At 39.5% G+C, this 26,302-nt stretch carries 20 protein-coding genes and 1 riboswitch; of the genes, 14 read left to right on the top strand and 6 right to left on the bottom strand.

Features of this window, described 5'->3' with window-relative positions; translation table 11 throughout:
* The first annotated feature begins 674 nt into the window (after positions 1-674).
* On the top strand, positions 675-2,597 hold the full coding sequence (locus tag L2735_RS08980; RefSeq protein ID WP_248984376.1) for a cation:proton antiporter: 1,923 nt from the start codon (positions 675-677) through the stop codon (positions 2,595-2,597).
* A 183-nt stretch (positions 2,598-2,780) separates the two neighbouring features.
* Here the strand turns inward: L2735_RS08980 and bcp are convergent, their stop codons facing one another.
* Positions 2,781-3,251 carry a thioredoxin-dependent thiol peroxidase gene (gene bcp / locus L2735_RS08975; protein ID WP_248984375.1) on the bottom strand — a complete coding sequence of 157 codons (471 nt, stop codon included), beginning with the start codon at positions 3,249-3,251 and terminating at the stop codon, positions 2,781-2,783.
* Between the two features lie 22 nt (positions 3,252-3,273).
* Positions 3,274-3,801 carry a glycine cleavage system transcriptional repressor gene (locus tag L2735_RS08970; RefSeq protein WP_248984374.1) on the bottom strand — a complete coding sequence of 176 codons (528 nt, stop codon included), beginning with the start codon at positions 3,799-3,801 and terminating at the stop codon, positions 3,274-3,276.
* 355 nt (positions 3,802-4,156) lie between these two features.
* Here L2735_RS08970 and dapA point away from each other — a divergent pair, with 355 nt between their 5' ends.
* From dapA to L2735_RS08945, 5 genes are all read left to right on the top strand, one after another.
* Complete coding sequence (gene dapA, locus L2735_RS08965; RefSeq protein WP_248984373.1) at positions 4,157-5,044, top strand: 4-hydroxy-tetrahydrodipicolinate synthase; 888 nt, start codon at positions 4,157-4,159, stop codon at positions 5,042-5,044.
* On the top strand, positions 5,045-6,145 hold the full coding sequence (gene bamC, locus L2735_RS08960; protein WP_248984372.1) for an NlpB/DapX family lipoprotein: 1,101 nt from the start codon (positions 5,045-5,047) through the stop codon (positions 6,143-6,145).
* 321 nt (positions 6,146-6,466) lie between these two features.
* Positions 6,467-7,549 carry an efflux RND transporter periplasmic adaptor subunit gene (locus tag L2735_RS08955; RefSeq protein ID WP_248984371.1) on the top strand — a complete coding sequence of 361 codons (1,083 nt, stop codon included), beginning with the start codon at positions 6,467-6,469 and terminating at the stop codon, positions 7,547-7,549.
* On the top strand, positions 7,546-10,641 hold the full coding sequence (locus L2735_RS08950) for an efflux RND transporter permease subunit (protein ID WP_248984370.1): 3,096 nt from the start codon (positions 7,546-7,548) through the stop codon (positions 10,639-10,641). The genes L2735_RS08955 and L2735_RS08950 overlap by 4 nt, the downstream gene beginning before the upstream one ends.
* A 384-nt stretch (positions 10,642-11,025) precedes the next feature.
* A complete protein-coding gene (locus L2735_RS08945; protein ID WP_248984369.1) occupies positions 11,026-11,361 on the top strand; it encodes a Fis family transcriptional regulator in 336 nt (111 codons plus the stop codon).
* A 141-nt stretch (positions 11,362-11,502) separates the two neighbouring features.
* On the opposite strand, the gene fadE is transcribed toward L2735_RS08945, so the two are convergent.
* Positions 11,503-13,950, bottom strand: coding sequence for an acyl-CoA dehydrogenase FadE (gene fadE, locus L2735_RS08940; RefSeq protein ID WP_248984368.1), 2,448 nt, complete (start codon positions 13,948-13,950; stop codon positions 11,503-11,505).
* A gap of 241 nt (positions 13,951-14,191) precedes the next feature.
* Between fadE and L2735_RS08935 the strand changes: the two genes are divergently transcribed.
* Complete coding sequence (locus tag L2735_RS08935; protein ID WP_248984367.1) at positions 14,192-14,971, top strand: class II glutamine amidotransferase; 780 nt, start codon at positions 14,192-14,194, stop codon at positions 14,969-14,971.
* 181 nt (positions 14,972-15,152) lie between these two features.
* Here L2735_RS08935 and L2735_RS08930 read toward each other — a convergent pair whose 3' ends face one another.
* The 3 genes from L2735_RS08930 to trhA form a co-directional block, all read right to left on the bottom strand.
* The gene (locus L2735_RS08930) at positions 15,153-15,941 is read right to left on the bottom strand and encodes a DUF3108 domain-containing protein (RefSeq protein WP_248984366.1); all 789 of its coding nucleotides are present in this window, start codon (positions 15,939-15,941) and stop codon (positions 15,153-15,155) included.
* A 23-nt stretch (positions 15,942-15,964) separates the two neighbouring features.
* A complete protein-coding gene (locus L2735_RS08925) occupies positions 15,965-16,309 on the bottom strand; it encodes an MGMT family protein (protein ID WP_248984365.1) in 345 nt (114 codons plus the stop codon).
* A 96-nt stretch (positions 16,310-16,405) separates the two neighbouring features.
* Positions 16,406-17,086: a PAQR family membrane homeostasis protein TrhA gene (gene trhA, locus L2735_RS08920; protein WP_248984442.1), complete on the bottom strand. Its 681-nt coding sequence runs from the start codon at positions 17,084-17,086 to the stop codon at positions 16,406-16,408.
* A 350-nt stretch (positions 17,087-17,436) separates the two neighbouring features.
* Here trhA and L2735_RS08915 point away from each other — a divergent pair, with 350 nt between their 5' ends.
* The 7 genes from L2735_RS08915 to thiH all read left to right on the top strand — a co-directional run bounded on the left by L2735_RS08915 (position 17,437) and on the right by thiH (position 26,182).
* Positions 17,437-18,849: a hypothetical protein gene (locus L2735_RS08915; RefSeq protein WP_248984364.1), complete on the top strand. Its 1,413-nt coding sequence runs from the start codon at positions 17,437-17,439 to the stop codon at positions 18,847-18,849.
* A 230-nt stretch (positions 18,850-19,079) separates the two neighbouring features.
* Positions 19,080-19,178: riboswitch (TPP riboswitch) on the top strand.
* 241 nt (positions 19,179-19,419) lie between these two features.
* Positions 19,420-21,450 (top strand): phosphomethylpyrimidine synthase ThiC, encoded by a 2,031-nt coding sequence (gene thiC, locus L2735_RS08910; protein WP_248984363.1) that lies wholly within the window; start codon positions 19,420-19,422, stop codon positions 21,448-21,450.
* Positions 21,450-23,192, top strand: a complete 1,743-nt coding sequence (gene thiE / locus L2735_RS08905; protein ID WP_248984362.1) for a thiamine phosphate synthase — start codon at positions 21,450-21,452, stop codon at positions 23,190-23,192. The genes thiC and thiE overlap by 1 nt, the downstream gene beginning before the upstream one ends.
* On the top strand, positions 23,173-24,039 hold the full coding sequence (locus tag L2735_RS08900) for a HesA/MoeB/ThiF family protein (protein WP_248984361.1): 867 nt from the start codon (positions 23,173-23,175) through the stop codon (positions 24,037-24,039). Before thiE ends, L2735_RS08900 begins: the two co-directional genes overlap by 20 nt.
* 44 nt (positions 24,040-24,083) lie before the next feature.
* The gene (thiS, locus tag L2735_RS08895; RefSeq protein ID WP_248984360.1) at positions 24,084-24,287 is read left to right on the top strand and encodes a sulfur carrier protein ThiS; all 204 of its coding nucleotides are present in this window, start codon (positions 24,084-24,086) and stop codon (positions 24,285-24,287) included.
* A gap of 1 nt (position 24,288) precedes the next feature.
* Entirely contained in the window at positions 24,289-25,053 is a 765-nt protein-coding gene (locus tag L2735_RS08890) for a thiazole synthase (RefSeq protein WP_248984359.1), read from the top strand.
* 19 nt (positions 25,054-25,072) lie between these two features.
* Positions 25,073-26,182, top strand: a complete 1,110-nt coding sequence (thiH, locus tag L2735_RS08885) for a 2-iminoacetate synthase ThiH (protein WP_248984358.1) — start codon at positions 25,073-25,075, stop codon at positions 26,180-26,182.
* The last annotated feature ends 120 nt before the right edge of the window (positions 26,183-26,302 follow it).

Below are 26,302 nucleotides of genomic sequence, written 5' to 3'. Positions count from 1 at the left end.
AGTAACTTCTTTGTATTTATATACTAATCGGGATAAATAAGTGATCTTTCTTATGCTGATTGGTATTACACCCCTTTCTTAATTTAAAATTATCATTTCTGAATTTTTAAACATAAATTATATTAATTAGTATTTTCTATTTCATGAAACAAACGCTTTAATCATCTATTGATGTTTAACAGCAACGTTATTTTTGATAAACGAAAAAATAATCGAATGAACTGTAATTTTTCTATGAATGCTGATTCTTTAATATTTAGACCGTTTGAAACATACGCTTGGAAGAACATTATTTAGTTAAATAGAAAAAGTAACAATCGGCTGGATATTTTTGACGAAACTCTATTGCTCTTTGAAATGTAAGTGGAGCGGTAGTTTAGTAGGTGAAGAAGCCTGTCTATTGCAAGCCAGCCCTTGTTCAGCTTCTATTAGCTCAGTAAACAAATGATTCCTTGTCATATGAAAATGTTATTGTGCTTAAAATTTAGTCTTCGCATATTAAAGTGTATTTTACATATTTTAAATCAATATGTTGTGATGTTAATGGTTTTTTAAATTAATGCATCTTATGTTTCATTTTTACTTGCTCTAGTGGCTTAATTAGTATTTCATAAAGCTAGAAATTCAATAAGAAAATAGCTAAGTCATATTGGCGCTTTTATAAGGATACAAACATGGTAGAACACATCACAGGGATGCTCGCATTAATTGGCGTACTGTCTCTATTGTGTCAATGGATCGGTTGGAAGTTACGGTTACCAGCGATACTGCCGCTATTATTATGTGGGCTATTATTAGGACCTGGTTTAGATATCTTAGATCCCGATGCTATTTTTGGTGATTTACTGTTTCCGATTATCTCTTTAGGTGTTGCTGTAATCCTCTTTGAAGGAGCACTGACACTCAACTTTAAAGAGATTAAAGATCATGGACGAATGGTAACCAACTTAGTCACTTTTGGTGCATTTATTACCTGGGCTTGTATTGCCCCTGCTGCGCACTGGCTATTAGGCTTTGATTGGCCCATGGCGCTATTATTTGGTGCTTTGGTTGTGGTAACTGGTCCAACTGTTATTGTGCCAATGCTGCGAACCGTGAGACCCAAATCAAACCTTGCCAGTATCTTGCGCTGGGAAGGCATAGTTATTGATCCAATTGGTGCCATACTCGCCGTTTTAGTCTATGAATATATTGCGGTAGCAGCGGCCGCAGATCCCGCCACACACGTTTTAGCAGCCTTGGGAATTACATTGTTACTTGGTTTTGGCTTAGGTGCTATTGCGGGCTATTTGATTGGCATTGCGCTAAGAACCACAGTGTTTCCTCATTACCTTAAAAATACGGCTGTATTAACGATCATGCTAGGTATGTTTGTCGGTTCCAATTTAATTCAAGAGGAGTCTGGTCTATTAACTGTGACGGTGATGGGGATCTGGCTTGCCAATATGCGCGGCGTAGATATCGCAGATATTTTAGAATTTAAAGAAACGTTAACGGTACTCTTAATTTCAGCTTTGTTTATCTTATTAGCGGCAAGATTGAATTCCACTGCAATGCTTGATTTAGGTTGGGGGGGAGTTGGGGTGTTATTGGTGGTTTTACTAGTAGCAAGACCATTAAGTATCTGGATTTCAGGAATTGGTACTAATCTAACTCGAGCTGATAAATGGTTTCTAAGTTGGGTTGCGCCACGGGGGATCGTCGCCGCCGCAATATCATCTTTGTTTGCAATTAAACTCGAAGCTATAGGCGTTAATGGCGCTAGTTCAATCGTGCCTTTGGTGTTTTTGGTTATAATCGGTACAGTCGTCATCCAATCTTTAACTGCAGGACCTTGGGCAAAATTTCTCGGGGTTAAAGCAGACTCTTCTCAAGGCTTATTACTGTTTGGCGCGTCTAAATTTTCCCGTGAATTAGCTAAAGTATTAACAGAGAAAAATGTAAAAGTGATGCTTGCTGATAATAACTGGGACAATATTCGCCAAGCTCGTATGGCCAATATTCCGGTTTATTTTGGTAATCCAGCTTCCGAGCATGCTGAAAACTTTATGGATTTAAGTGGGGTAGGTAGAGTATTAATATTATCACCATATCGTCAGTTAAACCCACTGGTGAGTTTTCACTTTCAAGATTTGTTTGGTGCCCAAAAAGTTTATGGACTCAATAACGCAGAAGGCGGCAGTGCAAGACATCAACTATCTGAGTCTTATTTAAAACGATTATGTTTATTCGGTGAATCGGTATCTTATGCTCGCATAGCAAGTTATATGGCTAAAGGCGCTGTCATTAAAGTGACCAATATTACTGAAAGTTTCACGTTAAATCATTTTAAAGAACGGTATGGTGAAACTGCAATGCCGCTCATTTATTTAACTAAAGATCAGAAAGTTAAAATCGTATCGGGCGCCGATAAAGAGTTACCGGTTGGGATTGAGCTCATTAGTTTGTTACCTCAAGAAGCACAAGAACAAGATGTTATTCAACGTAATTTAAAAGACATTTCTGAACGTGAGGCAGAACAAGAGTTACAGGAAAAAGGCAAATTGGTAGCAAGTTCAGCTGAAGAAACAGTAGATGATAACCCAAGTGCTAAGTAATCATTGTAGTTAATGGGTTGGAGCATCAATTGTAATGAGTTGCTGCAAGTTCAATAAAATATCGTAGAGAAACAAAAAAGGCTTCGAATACTCGAAGCCTTTTTTCTAGCTGCTGGATAATAATTAACGATACTGATTAGAGATTGTCTTTATCATTAACAGATTAATATCAGAAATGACTGACTATTGTTCCGAAATAACTGATAAGACGACTTCGTGATGGTTTTTAGTTTTGAATTTATCAAACACATGCGCCACTTTGCCATCTTGACCGATCAAGAAACTTAAACGATGAATACCATCATAAATTTTGCCCATAAATTTCTTTTCGCCCCACACGCCAAACGCATCGGCAATAGCGTGGTCTTCATCACTTAATAAAGAAAAATTTAGCTCTTGTTTATCATTGAATTTTAGCAATTTAGCGACAGGATCAGGGCTTAATCCCAAAACGGTTACATTATGATTAGCAAGTTCAGCTTTGCTGTCGCGTAAACCTTGAGCTTGAACAGTACAACCCGGAGTCGAAGCTTTAGGGTAAAAATACACTAATACAGGACCCTCTTTTAATGCAGCAGCTAAAGAGATAGTTTCGTCAAATTGGTTTTGTAGAGAAAATTGCGGTGCTAAATCACCAACTGTTAGGGTATTCATGTAAAGTCCTTATTGAATTATTTTACTTTTCACTTGCCTGCATATGATTGATTGAACAATCTAAAGAAAGCTCACTTGCGAGCTCTTGAATACTTTTCTCAAGCTTGATTAGATCAACTTTTTCAGGAACGTTAATCGTGAATAATATCGTTTGAGTTAAATTGTCATCATCGGCATGAGAACGAACTGCTGCCAAATCTAAAGAGCGATCAGCTAAAAATTCTGTGATGCGCTTCATTGTGCCTCGCTGATCTTGTCCGTTAACACTGACTTCGATACGAGAAATGAAATTTTTAGGCGTATGCTTAGAGGTGCGCTTCATTACCGTAAGCAACTCAAGTTCAACACTTAAACTAGGTAATAAGGTTTCTATCTTTGTTATTGCAGCCCAAGAGCCTGAAATCATCATGATTAAAGTGAATTCATTACCAAATAACGCCATACGGCTATCGACAATGTCACAATCACATTCACTGGCTAAACGGGCTAGACGACTTACTAAACCAGGGCGATCAGCACCCATAGCAGTAACGACCAGATAGTTGGTCATGGATTTTCCTCACTTTTTCGATATCATAGAGCGTAAACTAGCGACCTAACGCAAAGTTTTTTTGCGGGTGGTAATGCTACCATAACTAAAACTAAACCACATAAGTATGTATGTATTAGGCTATAAACTGCTCGAAAAGTGTTACCTTAGGTAAGTTATTTTTCATAACTATTGATTTATAAGGAATTAAAGTTTATTTATTTTTGAGTTAAACAATAAATAAAGCCCAAAAAAGTGTTTAAATAAGTCGATAAATTTACAGTTTTATATAAATGCATTTGAGAGCCCCGTTAATGCTTGTCATTAGTAGTAGGCATAAGTAACATAGCGAATCCTGAAACCTTGGGGAATTTAGATGATAAACGGAAGCATCGTTGCCTTAATCACACCAATGAATAGTGATGGCACAGTAGATTACAGTAGTCTTGAAAGACTCGTAGAATTTCATATTGACCAAGGCACAGATGCGATTGTTGCTGTTGGTACCACTGGAGAGTCAGCGACTCTACCAATGAAAGAACATGCACAAGTTGTGGCCCAAACCGTTAAGTTTGCTGCAGGAAGAATCCCTGTGATTGGCGGTAATGGTGCTAATGCAACAGCAGAAGCCATTGAGCTTACCAAATCTATGGCAGACTCTGGCATAGTTGGCATGCTTGGCGTTACTCCATATTACAATAAACCGACTCCAAAGGGTTTAATTGCTCATTACAAAGCTGTTGCTGCCTGTACTGATATTCCACAAATTCTTTATAATGTCCCGGGCAGAACCTCAGTTGATATGTTGCCTGAAACTGTAGCTGAGTTAGTGTCGGTAAGTAATATTATAGGTGTGAAAGAAGCGACTGGTGACTTGACCCGTGTGGCTAAATTACGCGAACTTTGTGGTAATGATTTTAAGTTATACAGTGGCGATGACGCTACGGCTCGTGACTTTCTATTATTAGGCGGAGATGGTGTTATCTCTGTTGCAAATAATATTGTTCCTAAATCATTTAAAGCTATGTGTGATGCGGCTTTAGCTGGCGACCATGCGCTTTCAGAAAGCATTAACTTGCCAATGAAAGGCTTATATGAACATTTGTTTTGTGAAGCTAATCCAATCCCGGTTAAATGGGCTGCGCATCAGATGGGCTTAATCAGCCATGGACATATCCGTTTACCTTTAACTGAACTTTCTGAGCAGTTTCATGGTCTGTTGTTAGAAGCGATGAAACAAGCCCAGATAGAGGTAAACCAATAAATGTTGAAGCAAGTCACCCCAATTTTATTAATTGCTGCCGTTACCGCGTGTAGTACACCAACAGATCGTCGTGCTGCAAACGGTAATGATGATTTTGTTAATGCAAAAGAAACCCCATTATTGACTATTCCTGAAGGCTTAAAAGAGCCTACTTATAGCCGTGAATACGATATTCCCAAGCTGACTGAAGATACGAATAAAGATCTTGTTGGTAAACGTTTGGATATTCGCCCACCATTATTGGTATTGCCAATGTCTGAAGGAACTCGTGTTGAGGAAGGCAGTGATAATATAAAAATTATCGTTGAGTCCATTCCAAGTACGACAGATTTAAAGCAAGAAGTGTTCGATAATCTAAAAGGCTTTCTGGCTAAGTATGATGTACCTGTACAAAAAGAAGACTATGAAGAAGGTATTATTGAAACAGGCTGGATAGAAAACAGAGACGTTATTGAGTCAAGTTGGTTTGGTAGTGACAAAGTATACGTTTTACGTCAGCGCTATCGTTATGATGTCGATATCAGTGCACATGGCCGCTCAGGTAGTATGAGTATTGATTTAGTAGAGCATGAAGAATCTTATGACGGTGAAGAACAAGAAGTCTTTTTAAGTGGTGAAGACCAACGCCGTTATACCATCGATATGCTCAATAACACGATTGCTTACATGAGTGTGACACGTGATAAGCAAATCAAAGCAGACAGAATCGAGCAAAGTCTTGGTATTGATGTTGATTTAGTTGCTGAAACTGAAAACGCAGGCGCTTACTGGATTGCAGAAGCTGACTTTACCAAAACGTGGGACCGTTTACGCATTGTCATGCCAGAGCTTGGCTTTGATATTGTTGACATGAATACTGCCGAAGGTCTTTATTATGTTGTGCTTGAAGAAAGCGGTGGATTCTGGAGCTCGTTATGGGGCGAAGATAAAATACCTTTAGAGCGTGGTAATTATCGGGTTGAGCTAGAAGCTGCAGAAGATAAACAACAAACTAAAATCTTTATTAAAGATGCTGTTGGCGACCCATTAGATAATGAAGTTATTACTGAGTTATATCGCGTACTTAGCGATGCAATGAAAGAAAATCGTAAAGTACGATAGCTTTAAAGACTCAATTTAATTAGCTGTTGTTTTAAAAGCAGTAACTTATTACGAAAGAGACACATTTATGTGTCTCTTTTTTTTTGTGCTGTTTTATTTGGTTTAAGCAGTCAATTGATTGGTTTTTATTAATAATTCTAAAAATATACATAGCATATGTGAACCATAATTCAGTTTATTCCGTAAAAATGAGAATGTTGCTTAAATGTGTATTTTGTAAGTAAAGGTAAAACGCCTTGATACCAGCTTGCTGCTATGTACACTATCGACTATCTCAACCCTTTTAACATTTTGTATATGAGTTTGACGAACGGAATTCCGATGAAAAAAATAATTATATTACTCGTTGCATTAGGTCTCGCTTGGTTTGGTTATCAATCGACGTTATCTCCTAGTAACACCAAAGAACGTGTTAAGCCAATTCCAAATGTTGTAGTCGCAAAAGTTGCCATGCTACCTGTTCGTGATGAAGTTGAAGCGATTGGTACCAATAAAGCTTTTGAATCTATTACCATCACACCTAAAGTTACTGAGCAAGTTAATGCAATTAACTTTAATGACGGTGACATCGTCAACAAAGGTGATCTGCTAGTTCAACTTCGTAATCGTGAGCAACGTGCCAAGGTACAAGCTGCCGAAGTGAAAGTAAAAGATCATTTACGTGAACTTGACCGAATTAGAAGTCTCGTCACTAGTAAAACTGTTGCTGAACTTGAACGAGATAGACTACAAACTTTAATCGACACAACTCGAGCTGAATTAGAGCAAGCAAAAGCAGCTTTAGAAGATAGAGCAATCCATGCGCCATTTTCGGGTCGCTTAGGTCTTAAGCAGGTTAGTGTTGGCTCACTCGTTTCTCCGGGAACCCAGATTACCACCTTAGACGATGTCAGTAAGATTAAATTAGACTTTTCAGTGCCAGAGCGTTTTATTCAAGAGCTGCAATTAGGCAAAAGTGTCGAATCTAAAGCGATTGCTTTTCCAGACCGTATTTTTAAAGGTGTTGTAACTTCAATTGATAGCCGAGTTAACCCATCGACCCGAGCGGTTATTGTCAGAGCTATTATTGACAATGCTGATGCTGCTTTACTGCCCGGGATGCTGATGAAGGTGAAATTAATTAAGCAAAATCGAGAAACACTTTTATTACCAGAATCAGCCATTATCCCAATTCAATCTAAGCAGTATGTTTACACTGTTAATGATGAAAATGTTGTTGAACAACATTCTGTCACGTTAGGTATTCGTAATAGAGGTTGGGTTGAAATCATTGATGGTGTGGAAATTGGTACGCCAGTGATTATCCGCGGTTTATTAAAAGTAAGGCCGGGTGATGTAGTTAGATCAGAAACTGCTGAAGCGTTCAATTTTGCAAATGTAGCAGGTTCGGAGAATGCCGCATGATCTTAACTGATATTTCTGTAAAAAGGCCGGTATTAGCCTCTGTTATCAGTATTCTGATTATTATTTTAGGTCTAGTCTCGTTCGAAAAGTTACCATTACGTGAATACCCGAATATTGACCCGCCAGTGGTGTCGATTGATACACGTTATCGTGGCGCGAGCGCCTCTGTTGTTGAAAGCCGTATTACCCAATTAATTGAAGATAGGATCAGCGGTGTTGAAGGCATCAAACATGTTAGTTCAAGCAGTCGAGATGGACGTTCGTCTGTCACATTAGAATTTGATGTAGGGCGAGATATTGAAGCTGCGGCGAATGATGTGCGCGATAGAATTTCAGGCCTGCTTGATAACTTACCGGAAGAGGCCGATCCACCAGAAGTTGAAAAAGCTAATGGTGGTGATGAAGTGATCATGTGGCTCAATTTGGTGTCAGATCAAATGACCACATTACAATTAACCGATTATGCTCGACGCTATTTAACTGATCGCTTTTCAGTCGTTGATGGTGTCGCTAATATTCGTTTAGGTGGCGGTAAAGTTTACGCCATGCGTATTTGGATTGACCGTCAAGCATTAGCATCACGTAACCTTACAGTGGCTGATGTTGAATCTGCGCTTCGTTCTGAAAACGTCGAATTACCTGCAGGTTCTATCGAATCGAAAGAACGTCATTTTACTGTTCGTGTTGATAGAAGCTTTAGAACAGAGCAAGATTTTGCCAGTTTGGTTATAACCCAAGGTGCTGATGGTTATTTGGTTAGATTGGGCGATGTAGCTAAGGTACAAATCGGTTCTGAAGAAGAGCGGATCATGTTCCGTGGTAACACCGAATCAATGATTGGTCTTGGTGTCTCTAAGCAATCAACATCTAACACGTTAGAAGTTGCTCGCGCAGCCAATGCATTAGTCGATGAAATTAACCCAACCCTGCCAGCAGGTATGGAGATAAAGCGTTCTTACGATAGCTCAGTATTTATTGAAGCATCGATTAAAGAAGTGTATCAAACGCTGTTTATTGCAATGGTATTAGTGATCATTGTGATTTATCTTTTCTTAGGCAGTGTGAGGGCAATGCTTATTCCGGCGTTAACGGTTCCTGTATCGCTTATGGGGACATTCATTGTTTTATATACCCTTGGGTATACCATTAATTTGCTAACGCTTCTGGCGATGATTTTAGCCATTGGTATGGTGGTTGATGATGCGATTGTGATGCTTGAAAATATTCATCGCCGTATCGAACAAGGTGACTCACCGTTAAAAGCCGCTTATCTCGGTGGACGTGAAGTGGCTTTTGCTGTTGTGGCAACCACCTTAGTGCTTATCGCGGTATTTATGCCTATCAGTTTCCTCGATGGCGACCTAGGCAAGCTGTTTAAAGAGTTTGCGGTCACCATGAGTGCGGCTGTGATGTTCTCAAGCTTAGTGGCGCTGACTTTGAGCCCTATGATGTGCTCTAAGTTACTAAAACCCGCTGGAGAGTCTTCATGGTTAGTGCGTAAAGTGGATGGGTTGATGGATTTTATCACCCGAATCTATCAATCAAATCTAAATACAGCGATTAAACAACCTTATCTCATTGGTTTAATAGTTGTTGTTGCATTTACCGTTAGCGGATATTTGCTCAACAAAGTGCCGCAGGAATTTGCGCCGCAGGAAGATCGTGGTTCTATGTTCCTGGTCGTTAATGGACCACAGGGCGCGAGCTTTGAATATATTGAAAAATACATGGATGAGATTGAAGGTCGCTTGATGCCGTTAGTTGAAGCTGGCGATATCAAACGTTTGTTAATTCGTGCGCCTCGTGGGTTTGGAACCGCAGCGGATTTTTCAAATGGTATGGCGATTATCGTACTTGAAGATTGGGCCGAGCGTCGGCCAGCAAATGAAATCATAACCGACATTCGTGGGCGTATATCCGATTTAGCCGGTGTTCGTGCATTCCCAATAATGCGCCAAGCATTTGGTCGTGGTGTGGGTAAACCTGTGCAGTTTGTTTTAGGCGGGCCTACTTATGAAGAGCTTGCAACATGGCGTGACATCATGCTTAAAAAAGCGGGTGAAAATGAAATGCTCGTAGGTCTTGACCATGATTACAAAGAAACAAAACCGCAATTAAGGGTTGCTATTGATAAAGATCGCGCCGCTGATTTGGGCGTGTCTATTTCGCACATTGGCCGAACACTTGAATCGATGTTAGGCTCGCGTTTAGTCACTACCTTCATGCGAGATGGTGAGGAATACGATGTCATTATTGAAGGTAACCGCGAGAATCAAAACACGGCAACCGATCTTGAAAACATCTATGTACGTTCTGACAGAACCGGAGAATTAGTTCCTTTATCAAACTTAGTAACGGTTGAAGAATACGCAGATGCTAGTTCGTTAAACCGCTATAACAGAATGCGTGCAATTACCCTTGAGGCTAACTTAGCTGATGGATATAGCTTAGGTGAAGCACTTGATTATCTCAACGATATTGCTGATACGTATTTACCGGCGGAAGCTGTAATCAGTTACAAAGGGCAATCGTTAGATTACCAAAGCTCTGGTAATTCAATGTACTTTGTATTTATATTAGCTTTAGGAATTGTGTTCTTAGTACTTGCAGCGCAGTTTGAAAGTTATGTGCATCCAATGGTGATTATGTTAACTGTGCCACTGGCGACTTTAGGTGCATTAATCGGCTTATGGTTGACTGATCAAAGTATCAATATTTATAGTCAAATTGGCATCATCATGCTGGTGGGGCTCGCGGCTAAAAACGGTATTTTGATTGTTGAATTCGCGAACCAACTTCGAGATAAAGGTATTGCTTTTGATGATGCAGTTATTCAAGCATCATCACAACGCTTGCGCCCAATCTTGATGACAGGTATCACCACAGCAGCGGGGGCTATACCACTGGTATTGTCTAGTGGAGCAGGGGCTGAAACCCGCTTTGTTATTGGTGTTGTGGTTTTATCAGGAATATTGCTAGCAACCTTTTTCACGTTATTAGTGATACCTGTTGCTTATAGTGTATTTGCTCGTAATAGTACCTCGCCAGATGCAATTACCAAGCAACTTGAGAAAGAGTTGGATCAAAACTAACGTTAAAGATGTATTAGATGATTAGCTACTTGAGCTAGTTATAGCTAATTACTCATTCAAAGCCCGTTAACAAAAACGGGCTTTTTTATTGTTGGCTTCTGATTTGGTTAATTTCATAACGGAAACTCTTGTTAGCAAATTTAAAGTCTAAATTGAAATCTAGTTAACCTGACTAGGGATAAGAAGTTAGTTAAACTGTTGAATTATTACATGTTTGCTTTCAATCTTATTGTAGAGAAATATTTTTGCTTAGAACAAGGCAAATTTGTGCGTCAATAGCTGGCCTATTGCAAACAAATTTAACGCTGTTATCAGTAAAAATAACCTCTAGAAAGCAAGTTGTTATCCCGAGCTCAGGTTAGTTAATATAGAGTATTAAGAGAAATGAAAAAGTCAGATAAAAAAATTGATAATCAAATTAGAGAGTCACTTACTGACGTTTGTGATGTCTTAATTGAACAGATTAGCGGATTTCAGTGGTTAACCCATATAGTAAATTTTAATGCTTTTCCGCAATCGTTGAAGGTCGTATGTGTGTTCGATAACGAAGCACAATTAACTCAATTGAGACTAAATAAAGAAGATATGTTTATATCCCAAATGATCGTTCATAAATTAAGTCTGCAGGGGATATCGATTTCATCAAAACAAGTACTGTTTGATAGCGAAGCTAAGTGTGAGGCTCAACATAATGGGAATTGGGCGCTAAGATTAAAGTAACTTAAGTTCAAGTAACTAAAGCTCAAGTGACTAATGCTCAAGATAAATAAGATTAAAATAATAGACGTTGAAACAACAAAGATTCGGCGCAAAAAAAGGGAAAGCAGATGCTTTCCCTTTGACGTTAAATGATTAAATCTATCAAGCTGCTTGTATTTGCTTGGCTACAACTGCAGCTTTTGCTTCAAGTTCTTCTGAGTCGAAATCATCAACGTTAATTGATTTCAAACGCCCAACTTCAGCTCTTTCGAGTAATGCAACTTCAGCATCGCTTAACACGCCAAGTGCTTTACCTTCTGCAGCAACTTTATCTAACCACATAAATGGAAGACGTTTGCCTGCTGCTTTACATACCTTGTCATATAGTGGCTCTGAAGCCAGAATATCCAGTAAGGTTTGTTCTTGAATACCTACAACGTTGTGTTCTGAAGGCGTCCAGAATTGACCTTGACCAAGACGGTCACGGCTAGCACACGGTGTTTGCATAATTTTTGATACTTTATGGTCTAGTACGTCACTTGGACGTTTAAGAGGGCGACCAAATGGGAAGATAACAGCGCGTAGCGCTAAACCAAGACCCATAGGGAAGTTATCTAATAAATCGTCAAGTGATGTTTGTAACTTATGAAGTGAATCTTCAACTGCCCACTGAACTAAAGGTAAATCTTCAGTTAAACGACCTTCATCTTCATAACGCTTAAGCGTTGCTGAAGCCAGGTAAAGCTGACTTAATAAATCACCTAAGCGCGCAGAGATACGTTCTTTACGTTTAAGATTACCCCCTAAAGTCGCCATGGCTAAGTCAGACAGTAATGCTAAGTTGGCACTGAAACGGTTCATCTGTTGATAATAACGTTTTGTTTTATCGTTATATGGTGATTTAGTGAAACGACTTGATGTTACGCCCATCCAAAAACTTCTTACAAAGTTAGACATAGCGAAACCAATATGACCGAATATTGCATTGTCAAAATTACTTAAGCCTTTACCTGATGTGGTATCAAAAGCTGATTCCATTTCGGTAAGTACGTAAGGATGACAACGTATTGCACCTTGACCGTAAATAATCATTGAACGAGTTAAAATGTTTGCCCCTTCAACCGTAATCGCAATAGGAGCAGCTTGGTAACCGCGACCTAAATAGTTATTCGGGCCAAGACATACACCTTTACCGCCATGGATATCCATCGCATCAATAACACATTTCTGCATTCTATCGGTTAGATGGTATTTAACAATGGCAGAAATAACTGAAGGTTTTTCACCCAAACCAATACCAACTGTCGTAAGAGAGCTCACAGCGTCCATCAGATAAGCATTACCGCCAATACGTGCCATTGGCTCTTCAATGCCTTCAAGCTTGCCAATAGGTAGCTTAAATTGACGACGAATACGTGCATAAGCACCTGTTGCTAACGCTGCGGTTTTAATTCCACCTGCAGAGTTAGAAGGTAGGGTAATACCACGACCCACTGATAAACATTCAACCAGCATACGCCATCCTTGGCCGGCCATCTCAGGGCCACCAATAATAAAGCTGAGTGGTACAAAGACTTCATTACCGCGTGTTGGACCATTTTGGAACATACAGTTAAGCGGGAAATGACGACGTCCGGTTTCAACACCTGGAATATCCGTTGGGATAAGTGCACAAGTAATACCTAAATCTTCAGTATCACCTAGTAAGCTATCTGGGTCGCGTAATTTAAAGGCTAAACCTAATACTGTAGCAACAGGAGCAAGGGTAATGTAACGTTTGTTCCATGTTAGTTTCATACCTAACACTTCTTCGCCTTCAAATTCACCTTTACACACAATACCAAAGTCAGGGATTGCGCCAGCGTCACTACCAGCTTCTGGACTGGTTAAAGCGAAGCAAGGAACTTCTAGCCCTTTTGCCAAACGCGGTAGATAGTGGTCTTGCTGCTCTGGTGTACCATAATGCTGCAATAACTCTCCAGGACCTAATGAGTTAGGTACACCAACAGTTGACGCCAATTCGCTGCTTAATCCTGCAAGCTTTTGTAACACGCGTGATTGAGCATAAGCAGAGTATTCAAGGCCACCATATTTTTTCTTGATGATCATGGCAAAGAAACCTTCATCTTTAAGGTATTGCCATACTTCTTGAGGTAAATCTGCTAGTTCATGAGAAACTTGATGTTGGTTAACCATTTGACAAACTGTTTCAACAGGACCATCAAGGAAGGCTTGCTCTTCAGCAGTTAAACGACCTTTAGGGTAGTTGTGTAATTTGTTCCAGTTTGGGTTACCTGCGAATAAATCGGCTTCCCACCATGTAGTACCTGCTTCAATCGCTTCTTTTTCTGTTGAAGACATTTCAGGCATGATGCCTTGATATACTTTAAGCAGTGGACGTGAAATGAAGTTTTGGCGGAATGATTTAACATTTAGCGGTAGTGCTAACACTAAAAATACAATCCATGCCACGCTACCAACAATATCTAATACGCTGCCAATTAGCATGACGACGGCAGCTGCAACAGTTGCCGTTAATAACGACACTCGCATATATGTTGCTGCGCCGAGCACTGCGATCAAGGCGATGATCCAAGTCAGGGTAGTCAATGTCTTTCTCCTTAAAGCATTCAAAAATTGAGCACTTACAAATTAATGATCCTATTCACAGAACTAACGGTGGTCAGACCTGTATCACATAAAATTAAACGTTACTGACCACGATTACAAGTTTTTTCAAACAATTGTTTAAAATAATTTCTACAATAAAATATCCCAAAAACGATTTGCACTAGGTACAATAGACAGTAGATAAATTTTTGACTTTTAATACTTTTTAAGGCGTTTCCCCATGTGTGAGTTATTAGCGATGAGCGCTAACGTACCAACTGATATTGTGTTTAGTTTCACAGGTTTAGCAGAAAGAGGCGGGGTGACTGGTCCTCATGTGGATGGTTGGGGAATTACTTTTTACGAAGGAAAAGGAAGCCGAACGTTTAAGGATGCGACTCCAAGCAGCGAATCCCATATTGCAAAGCTAATTAAATCTTACCCGATAAAAAGCGAGATAGTTGTAAGCCATATTCGTCAAGCAAATCGTGGCTGTGTTTCACTTGAAAACACCCATCCTTTCACCAGAGAGTTATGGGGTAAATATTGGACCTACGCTCATAATGGTCAGTTATCGGACTATCAAGACAAGTTTGTATTGAATCGTTTTCAACCTGTAGGTGATACAGATAGCGAACTGGCATTTTGTTGGATAATGGAACAAGTGTTAGCTCAGTTCGGCCATAAGCAGCCTGATGACATGACTAAAGTGTTTAGTTATATTTCCGGCCTTGCAGATGAAATTCGTGAATTAGGCGTTTTTAACATGATCTTAAGTGATGGTGTAGATTTAATGACCTATTGTAGTAATAACTTGTGTTTTATTACTAGGTGCGCTCCGTTTGGTAAGGCGACATTAATAGACACAGATGTGGTGATTGATTTCAACAAAGAAACGACACCGAATGATGTTGTTACGGTTATTGCAACTAGGCCTCTTACTAATAATGAGCAATGGCACATACTCAAACCAGGTGAGTGGAAATTATTTAGGCAGGGTGAACTGTTAGCAACTGATTAATCTAATTACGTTCCTTGTAACTGACACAGCAAAGACTCTCAAATAAAAAAGCCGACCCGTTAATGAAACGCGTCGGCTTTGTTTTAGAGATTTCTAACTCGGGTATTTGAATCGGTAAGTTTGAGGCACTCTTTGAACTTTAAAAAAGTGACTCTTTAAAAAATTTAGCTTTTAAATTTACCTAATCTGTTTGTGCCGCAGCTTTTGGTATAGCAGAGGCGTTATCTTCACTGTTAAATATTTGGTAGTTGTCTATTTTAATGTCGAGTTGTTTACTGCCTTTTGAAAAGTGAGTTAATCTAACAGGAAGGTAATTTAACGCTGGCGCCATCCAAAACAATGTTTGGCGTTTTTTACTTTTGCGCACCACTTCAATTTTAACCGTTTGGTAGGTGCCGCTATCTAAAATCATTTGCTCTTTGCCAATGATTCTAAATTTATAATCATCAAACTCTTTTTCTTTTACCATCTCATATTCAAGCGTTTCAGGGTTGGAATACATATCCATTCTAAATTGCAGTTGTACCATCAAAGGGTCAAAGATGTTCTCTTCATAGTCGAGTTTTTCTCGCTCGCCCTTATATATGGTATGAATGACTCCTTGAGAAGCTGCAAAGGCGGTTTGTTCACTGTAATCGCTACCTGTCCCTGAACGTTCACTTAAATAACGAATAGGTTTTAGTTTGCCATCAATTAATTGAAATTCACTTTTAATATTTCTTACATCGGACAACATGAGCAAACTGATATCACTATCAAAACGATAATTGAAATAGCCGTTATCACTGGCGGGTAGTTGGTAACGTGCTTTGCCCAACTCAATGCTGCCGTAGAATACTTTATATTCGGCATTATGCGGGATCAGTGGTTTAAGGAAATCTTGATTAGTCGTTGCTACATCGGCTTCAGTTGCCAGCGTAAAGCTTGAAAAAGCCAGCATACCTGTGAAGAGTAAGGAAAATAATTTCACCAAAATAGGTCCTTTGTCAGGAGTTAAAAAGGTAACGATAAAACCAATGTCGCCATATCGGGTTTCCATTCAAATTTTGACAGTAAAATTTTACCTTTGTTCACTTCAATTCCTTCTGATCTTAGACGTTCTTGCTGATTTTGGAAATTAATCGTATTGAGTTTAAAAGATATTTTACCTTGGCTATTGATAATTCTATGCCAAGCTAAGTTCAAATGTGGTGGTGCTTCTTTTAGTGCTCTAGATACATAGCGAGCACGCCCAGGAAGCCCTGCTAAATCCGCAACTTTGCCATAGGCAAGTACATTTCCTTCAGGGATCATGTTGACGATAAACCAAATTCTTTGTTTAGGCGATAGCTCGTTCATTCAATAATCATCACAATAAAAACAACAGCATAATCTATCATTTGCTTGATAGGAATCTTTGCAGATCTAAAGCGACGTTTTATTTAAAGAGTTGATTTAAATCACGGCTAGATAGATACACAGAAAGTGGGACAGTGCGCCAGCTAATACAAACAAATGCCATATAGCGTGGTTATACGGAATGCGTTTATTAACGTAGAAGATGACACCTATGCTGTAAAATGCGCCGCCTACTAATAGCAAATTAAAACCTAAATCTGTCATACCTTTGATGAGATCACTCATAACCGTCACGCATAACCAACCCATGACTAGGTATAGAATCACGCTGAAGGCTTTGAAACGACCAATAAATAGTGTTTTGAATATGATGCCACCTAGGGCAAGTATCCAAATCGCAGCCAATACAATATTGGCTTGCTCCCCGTCTAAGCTTATCAGCATTAGGGGAGTGTAAGTGCCGGCAATTAGGGTATAAATGGCACAATGATCCGCCATCTTAAAGCGTTTGCGCCAAAGTTGAGATTTGCTTGAATGGTATAAAGTCGATGCCAGAAATAGCAAAACGATACTGAGCCCGTAAATGCCAATGCCGAACATCTCAGTGGTATTTAAATGCGACGATCCTTTAACTAACATTGCAACCATGGCTACGATGCCTGCCAGCACGCCTATTCCATGGGTGACACTGTTTGCTAACTCTTCAGTCGCACAATAGTCAGACTGAGAACATGAGATAGTTTCAATTTTTGGGTCCGCATTTAACTCAAGAGACATCTTGGTATACAACTTCATAAACTAATCGAAAAATTAGAGTAACAGCTTAAATTGCAAAATACTAGAATTTTGGAGTACACGTGTAAGCTAAGTTTAAAAGTGTATTAATTCAATTTGTTAGCAAATTAATGAGTGTTTTATGGTTTCCTCGATGCTTTATTGAACTAATTTTAGGTTTGAGTATCAGATAGTAATCTGTGATTAATAGATTAATACAGTAACGATTAATACTGTAGCGATTGATGCCATTGTGATTAAAACAGCAATGATTAAAACAGCAGCGATAAATGCTATAACGCTCGGTCTTGTAAGCAGAGTTTTATTAACACCAAGGCGATAGGATGCGCTAAATGAATAAAAAGCATGAACCTAAGCTTTCAACAGGGGAGCGGACTACTTCGACGTTACCTGCTGAAAAATATAGTGCGTCCTCGAAACAAAGCTCATCCCATTCAAATTCTATTGAAGCGATTCACGTTAACGAACCTACAAACTTCAAAAAATCTAGCTCAGAAGATTTTCAAATTAATATTATTGCTGGTGATGCCGTTTCTCAATCGGTAAATGCTGGCGCTAATATAGAGCTCTATGAATTAAACCTGTCCATAGCAAGCCAAAATAATAATGAATCATTAAGCTTTGATAAGCCTTTTAAATTTGATGAATCTTTTATATTAGATGGAAAGATAACTCGTTCAAATTACAACTCTGCAAAAAATGTTGGCACATTAACTAAATTCAACACCATAAGGAAATCGTTAACGCCAACCGTGTTTCTAGTCGCCATTGCTCATATTGTAGCTTTTATCATATTACTGGTTCTTGCTGAACAGACCGTAGATGTTTTCGTAGAAATCGCTACCTCGAAACAAGAAAATCAAATTGAAACGAAAGAGATCAATGCTTATTTCATTACTGCTGAACAGTTAGACAGCCTAATGAAACAAGATACTTCAGACTCAGATTTGAATGAAACCCAAATTGATCAAACTGTTACTGAATCAAAAGATAACGTCAATAAAATACAAGATGGAGTCAAAGAGGAAGTACTTGATGAATCATCAAGCGTAGAACCTAAAGTCGCCCCCAAAATAGAAAACACTACTGAAACAAATGTTGAAGAAAATGTTGAAAGCCTTATAGAAAAAAGTATCGAAACGGCCGATTTACTTAATAACCAAGGATCCCTGCAAGCCGTTATTAGCATTCCAAACCAGTTAAATGATGTCAAAGAAATACCTGAAATCACCACTGACATTAAAACCACAATTGAAACCAAAGAAGATTTTAATTGGGCAAATGTAGATAGCATGTATTTACAGCAAGAAAAGGATGATGATTTAAGTTCTCATTTGTTTAAAGACACAAAATTAAATCAAAACTTATTTACAGGAACCAATGCTGTTAAGCATCAAGTGTTGAAAAACTTAAATGAGCAAGCGCTTAATACTTTAATTTCACAACAAGCTCATTTAGCAACCTCAAACAGCGGGGCAAGTTTAAGTGAGCTCACACCTGAGATGTTTGATATTGAAATTATAGAGATTGAGGACACGCGACAAGCCACCACACTTAACCATAGGTTAGATCCCAATAGAATTATGAAACATGGGGAGACTTGCTATCGTATTGTGCCATTACCTTCGCAAATTAATCCTCATGCCGAAGGCTTAGGTTTTGCTGAGCCTTGTGATAGTGCAAAGATGAAGAAAGCCTTGAGCAAGGCAATTCAAAATAGATTGTCTAAAGTGCAATTACCTTAAGCAACTACTTTAAGCAATTACCTTAGACAATTGCTGGGTATTTATACGTTTCAGAAACCAATCGTTGCTTTTATCCTTAGTAAAAATTCACTGAAGTTATATTTATATTTACACTTATTGTGATTTTAGAATTATAACAATTGCTTATTGTGTGAATTATTTTGATTGGTCATTGTGTTTGGCCGATTTTTTTTCACTTGTATTTTATTTCATTAGCTGAGTATACTGCCTGCATCTTGTCGGAGTGCCTTATGGCTGAGACCGTTTATTCGGGATCCGTTGAACCTGATCAGGTTAAAACCTGCGAAGGAAACAAGCAGTTAATTTGCTATTTCTTCATACTGTTTATGTTCAATTTAATTGAAACAAACGTTGAAACTTACGTTGAAACATATAATGTAATTTTGATTGTTCTTAATCCTTAGAATGATCAAAAATTTAATAAACTCATCCAAACTTTATGGATGTTTTTATACATTAAATGCAAATTACAGAGTTATTTATAACTCGCTCGTCATCAACACTACTCTCCAGACAAGCAACTCTATTTAATTAATTTTGAGGTTGCTAATGTCAAATCGTCGCCAAACCCGTGAGCAAGCACAAGCTTTCATCGATACACTAAAACCGCTACAACACCCAAATTCAGAGAAGATTTATTTAACTGGTACTCGTGATGATTTATTGGTGGGAATGCGTCAAATTCATCAAGCTGACACTATTTTAGGTGGTACTGATGATGCTCCAGTTACTGAACAAAACTTACCGATAAAAGTCTATGACTGTGCTGGTGCGTATTCAGATCCAGATGCGCAGATTAACGTACGCTTAGGTTTAAATAAGTTCCGTGAAACTTGGATTGATGAGCGAAATGACACTGAGCAACTTGACGGTGTTAGCTCGAACTTTACTCAACAACGTTTAGCGGATGATGGCTTGGATCATTTGCGTTTTGAAGCTTTAGTCCCACCAAGGCGTGCTAAAACGGGTAAATGTGTCACTCAAATGCACTATGCCCGCCAAGGTATTATCACACCAGAAATGGAATACATTGCCATTCGTGAAAATATGGCTCGTGAACAAGTTAGCGATGAAATTCTTACGCAAAAAGCGCCAGGTGAAGCCTTTGGCGCTGTAATTGGACAGCCAATTACTCCTGAGTTTGTTCGTGATGAAGTCGCTCGTGGCCGTGCAATTATTCCATTAAATATCAACCATCCTGAAGCAGAACCTATGATTATCGGGCGTAACTTTTTAGTTAAAGTTAATGCCAATATCGGCAACTCCGCAGTGACATCTTCAATTGAAGAAGAAGTAGAAAAGCTTGTTTGGTCTACGCGCTGGGGGGCTGATACCGTCATGGATCTTTCTACGGGTCGTTACATTCATGAGACCCGAGAGTGGATTATTCGTAACTCTCCAGTTCCAATCGGTACTGTGCCTATTTATCAGGCTTTAGAGAAAGTTAACGGCGTTGCAGAAGATCTGACCTGGGAAGTGTTTCGAGATACCTTAATCGAGCAAGCTGAGCAAGGCGTTGATTACTTTACTATCCATGCTGGGGTGTTATTGCGTTATGTACCAATGACGGCTAAACGTCTAACGGGCATCGTGTCTCGCGGCGGTTCCATTATGGCTAAATGGTGTTTAAGCCACCATAAAGAAAGCTTTTTATATGAGCACTTTGATGAAATATGCGAGATTTGTGCAGCCTATGATGTCTCACTGTCACTAGGTGATGGTATGCGTCCAGGCAGTATTGCTGATGCCAATGATGAAGCTCAATTTGCTGAACTGGAAACATTAGGCGAGTTGGTTAAAGTTGCGTGGAAATATGATGTTCAAACCATTATCGAAGGCCCTGGCCATGTGCCAATGCAATTGATTAAAGTGAATATGGAAAAGCAATTAGCCCATTGTGATGAGGCACCATTTTATACATTAGGCCCTCAAACCACTGACATCGCTCCTGGGTATGATCACTTCACTTCCGGTATTGGCGCGGCACAAATGGCATGGTACGGAGTCGCTATGTTGTGTTATGTGACGCCGAAAGAGCATCTTGGATTACCAAACAAAGAAGATGTTAAACAAGGCTTAATTGCTTATAAAATTGCCGCCCACGCAGCAGATGTTGCCAAAGGGCATCCTGGTGCCCAAATTCGTGATAACGCTTTATCAAAAGCGCGCTTTGAATTTCGCTGGGAAGATCAATATAACCTTGGTTTAGACCCTGATACCGCGCGTGCTTATCACGATGAATCATTACCACAAGAGTCTGCTAAAGTTGCCCATTTTTGTTCAATGTGTGGTCCTAAGTTCTGTTCGATGAAGATCACTCAGGAAGTCAGGGAATATGCAGCAAAACAAGAAAAACTAACCTCTGCAACGGGGGTTGAGCAGTCTGTATCAGTCGTTGAAGCAAGTGAGTTTCACGCAACCCAAGCTAACGCACCCAAATTAGATGTCGATGCAGCGATGGCGCAAAAGTCAGCTGAATTTAAAGCAACAGGCTCAGCGCTTTATCATCCAGTGTCAGATAAGGCACGAAACGAAGCTGAAGCGGATAAAGCTGCTGAACTTGAAGAAGTTGAGGGCTAATGATGTCTCTGCAAGAGCATAAAAAACCAATTGTCTGGACCATTGCTGGTTCAGACAGTGGTGGAGGTGCTGGTATTCAAACTGATATAGCCACCATCAATGATTTAGGTGGTTTTGCTTGTAGTGTGATTACCACAATCACAGCGCAAAATTCAGTTGAAGTAAAATTAGTTGAGCCGGTTTCTGAGGAGATACTAAGCGCTCAATTAGCAGCGCTTAGTGAAGACTTAAAACCTGCAGCAATTAAAATTGGTTTAATTGCCAATCAGCAACAATTAAATCTTATTGCCGAATGGCTGATGGGTTTTAGAAATCAAAATTTAGCCAACAAAGCCATTCCTGTTATTGTCGATCCTGTGATGGTCGCGAGCTGTGGAGATGGTTTAAACCAAGTTGCTGACTTAGATTTCTCCCCATTCAAAGGGTTAATCACGTTAATTACACCTAATGCGCAAGAGCTATTTAGGTTAAATCCAGTTCGACAACCCAGTCATCAATTAGCGAAACAAAAAACCAAGCAAGACGTTTATGAAGCAGCAGTGATTGTTAATCAACAATTAAAGTCACATGTTATTGCAAAAGGCGGTGATGCAGGTCAATGGCAGGGTGACACGGCCAGTGACTTGTTTGTTTGTCAGCAAGTCAATGGTGTGAGTGAATCGCATCAATACCAAAAATTTTGGTTAACGTCACAGCGCATCAACACTCGAAATAATCATGGAAGTGGTTGTACATTATCATCTGCAATTGCCAGCTTTATGGCGCATGGTTATGTGCTTCACGATGCTATTGTCATGGCTAAAGCCTATGTCTCTAAAGGCTTAATTGTAAGTACTCAACACGGTAAAGGCTCAGGCTCTTTAGCTAAAACAGGCTGGCCTGAAGATATTAGTTTATATCCTAAAGTTTCAACTTATCATGGCAGTGATATAGCTGGTAACTCATTGGTTAAAAATGCGTTATCAGAAGATAAATTTACCAAAGAAGCTAACAATACATCCAGTGAAACCTCAGGTTTCGCTCAACTAGAACAAGAAATTGGTGTTTACCCAGTCGTCAATGATTTGGATATGCTGGAGTCATTGCTTAAAGTTGACTGTACGACAGTGCAACTCAGAGTAAAGCACTCTGACGAATTGTCGCTTGATAAAATCGAGCAGCAAATTCAACAAGCAATAACGTTAGGGCGCGACTATAACGCTCAAGTGTTCATTAATGATCATTGGCAACTAGCGTTAAAACATGGCGCTTTTGGGATTCATTTAGGACAAGAAGATGTTGAACTAGCCGATCTTGTGGCGATAAGAGATGCGGGTATTGCTATTGGGCTTTCAAGTCACAGCATATTTGAGATATTGCTCGCCCATCAACTCAAACCGTCATATATCGCACTTGGCCATATTTTTCCAACGACCACTAAAGTGATGCCTTCTAAACCACAAGGCTTGCTCAAACTAGCACGCTATGCGGCGCTACTTCAGCCTATCTGCCCAACAGTTGCCATAGGCGGTATAGATGAACAAGTACTTGATGCAATTAAAGCAACTAAGGTAAGCAGTGTTGCCGTTGTAAGAGCTGTTACCGAGTCAAATTACCCAACAACCGCGTTCAAAAGGTTAGTGAAGCAGTGGCAGCAAAATAGCTCAGATACTTTAACCAAGATTGAACTAAACCATGGTGAGCTAAGCATTGGTGAGCTAAGCATTGGTGAGCTAAGCAATTGTGAGCCAAGCCATGGGTGAGTTAACAGATACACAATTTATGCGTTACTCAAGCCATGTGCTGCTCGAAGATATGGGCGAGGCTGGCCAGCTAAAACTAATGAGTAGTTCAGTGCTCATTATTGGTGTCGGTGGGTTAGGCCACGCGGTGGCCCATCAATTGGCAGCTGCAGGTGTAAAACGCATCAGCTTAATGGATGACGATTGTGTGGAACTGTCAAATCTACCAAGGCAATTATTGTTTAATGACGATGATATTGGTGAGCCTAAAGTAGATATCGCAGCAAAAAAACTAGCAAATGCCTACCCTGATTGCGAGATAACGGCTTTGCGCCAACGTTTTGTAAGCGATGAGCAAGCATTATTCAACACTGTTGATGTTGTGTTTGATTGTACAGATAACTTTTCATCTCGGTTAGTCATCAATAAGTCAGCAGTTTGTCGCAAAACGGCGTTAATAAGTGCTGCAATCAGTGGTTCAAACGGTCAATTGTTTTGTTTGGATTTTTCTCAGAATGAGATGAGACAGGCTAATCACTTAAGCCCAATTAACCAGAGTGTAGCTGATGATAAAGACAGCATCGAATTGATTGATAAACAACTGAAAGCCACTTCGGGCTGTTATCAATGTCTTTATCCGGATGACTCTCAGGTAAATCAATCCTGCAGCCAAGTCGGGGTGTTGACCTCAGCGCTGTTATCCATTGCATCTATGCAGGCTTTGCTCGGTGTTAACTGGCTTAAAGGTAATCCTAGCCAACGACAAGAAATACAAGGGAAGTTGCACCTATTTAACGCTCAAAACCTACAATGGCGTCAGGTAGCAATGTCCCAAGACCCCAACTGTTGTATCTGCGCAACTAACTAAATGATGCAGTTAAGTATCTCTAATATATTGAATTAGGAACAAACATGATTACTATTGAATTTAATGGTTCAGCTGAGAACCTAGATAGCAATGCCAATTTACTGCAATTAATTGAATTAAAGAATTTAAATCCCAAATCATTAGCGTTAGTCCTTAATGATCAAGTCGTACCAAGAAGCCGCTGGGCTCAAATTGAATGCCAGCAGAGTGATAAGATTGATATTTTTTCAGCTGTAGCAGGTGGTTAACATGTTATCGATTGGCAACCACAATTTTGAATCAAGATTATTTACTGGAACGGGTAAATTTTCTGATGCGAAAACCATGCTAGCGGCAATTTCAGCGACAGAATCGCAACTTGTTACTTTAGCCATGAAACGAATAGATCCAAGTAAAGATTTTGATGATTTACTGACACCATTACAGCAAATGGGAGTCAAAATACTGCCAAATACCGCAGGCGCTAGAAATGCTAAAGAGGCTGTTTTTGCTGCAGAATTAGCAAGCGAGATGTTGGGCACCAAGCTGATTAAACTTGAGATCCATCCTGATCCTAAGTATTTAATGCCTGATGCCGTTGAAACATTACAAGCGGCAGAAACCTTATGTAATAAAGGCTTTACTGTACTGCCTTATGTACATGCCGACCCTGTCTTGTGTTATCGATTAGAAGAAGTGGGCTGCGCTGCAGTAATGCCACTTGGCAGTCCCATAGGTAGTAATCAAGGATTAGCCACAGAACCATTCCTAGAAATTATCATTGAACAAGCAAACATTCCTGTTGTTGTCGATGCGGGCATTGGCGCACCTTCACAAGCTTGTAGAGCGATGGAAATGGGCGCTGATGCAGTATTAGTGAATACGGCCATTGCTAGTAGTGCTGATCCTGTATTAATGGCGAAATGTTTTAATCAAGCCGTCAAAACTGGGCGGCAAGCCTATTTAGCGGGCTTAGGCAATGTCACTAAGCAAGCTGAGCATACTAGTCCATTAACTAATTTTCTTAATTTGTGATTAAAGGTTTAGGCCAATAATGAGTTTTGTCGAGCAATTTAAACAGCTAAATCTTGATGATTTATCTATGCGCCTATATGGCTCTACAGCCGTAGATGTTGAACGTGCGATTAATAGTCCACAAGGTAACGTCGATAGTCTAATGGCATTATTATCGCCTGCAGCAAAGCCATATATTGAGCAAATGGCTCAAAAGGCGTATCAACTTACTAGACAACGCTTTGGTGCAAATATTGGTTTATATTTGCCGCTTTACCTGTCAAATTTATGCGCCAATGAATGTGATTATTGCGGCTTTTCTATGAGTAATAAATTGAAACGCAAAACTCTTGATGATGCTGAATTACTGGCTGAAATGAGCATTATTAAACAACGGGGTTTTGATTCGATATTATTGGTGTCTGGAGAGCATGAAACCAAAGTTGGCATCGAATACTTTAAGCATGTATTACCCTTGGTTAAACAACAATTTAGTTATGTTGCTATTGAAGTACAGCCTTTAAGTCAGTCAGAGTATCAATTGCTGGTTGAGTTAGGGCTGGACGCCGTGATGGTTTATCAAGAAACCTATCAACCTAGTACTTATAAAAAGCACCATACTCGGGGAAAGAAACAAGACTTTAGTTATCGTTTAGCAACACCAGATCGTGTCGCCGCCGCTGGTGTTGATAAAATTGGTTTAGGTGTGCTGTTAGGACTTGATGATTGGCGACTTGATGCGCTCATTATGGGTCATCATTTAGCTTATCTTGAAAAACATTATTGGCGAACTCGTTACAGTATTTCACTTCCAAGATTGAGGCCCTGCACGGGAGGAGTGACGCCAAAAGTTGAACTAACCGATGAAGGATTAGTACAAATGATCTGTGCATTTCGATTGTTTAATGCGCAATTGGAAATCAGTTTGTCTACCAGGGAAACCCCAGAGTTCCGTGATAATTTGATGCCACTTGGTGTAACTAATATTAGCGCTGGAAGCTCAACCGAGCCTGGTGGCTATCAAAACCCTAATTCTCAGTTAGATCAATTTGAAATCAGTGATGATAGAAGTGTGAATCAAGTGATTGATAAAATGAGACTAAAAGGCCTTAGCCCAGTTTGGAAGGATTGGGAAAGCGCTTGGTATTAATGGTTATGTAAACTCCTGATTGAATTACTGTACAAAACGCTGAGCTTGGATGATAATTAATCAACTAGAAGTAGCTAACTCTGCTTACGGTTGGATTTACTTACTGTTATCTTTACATAG

This window comes from Shewanella olleyana (genome assembly GCF_023283825.1).
GTDB lineage: Bacteria > Pseudomonadota > Gammaproteobacteria > Enterobacterales > Shewanellaceae > Shewanella > Shewanella olleyana.
Note: the sequence above shows the minus strand (reverse complement) of the source record. Positions and strands in the feature narration are given on the sequence as shown.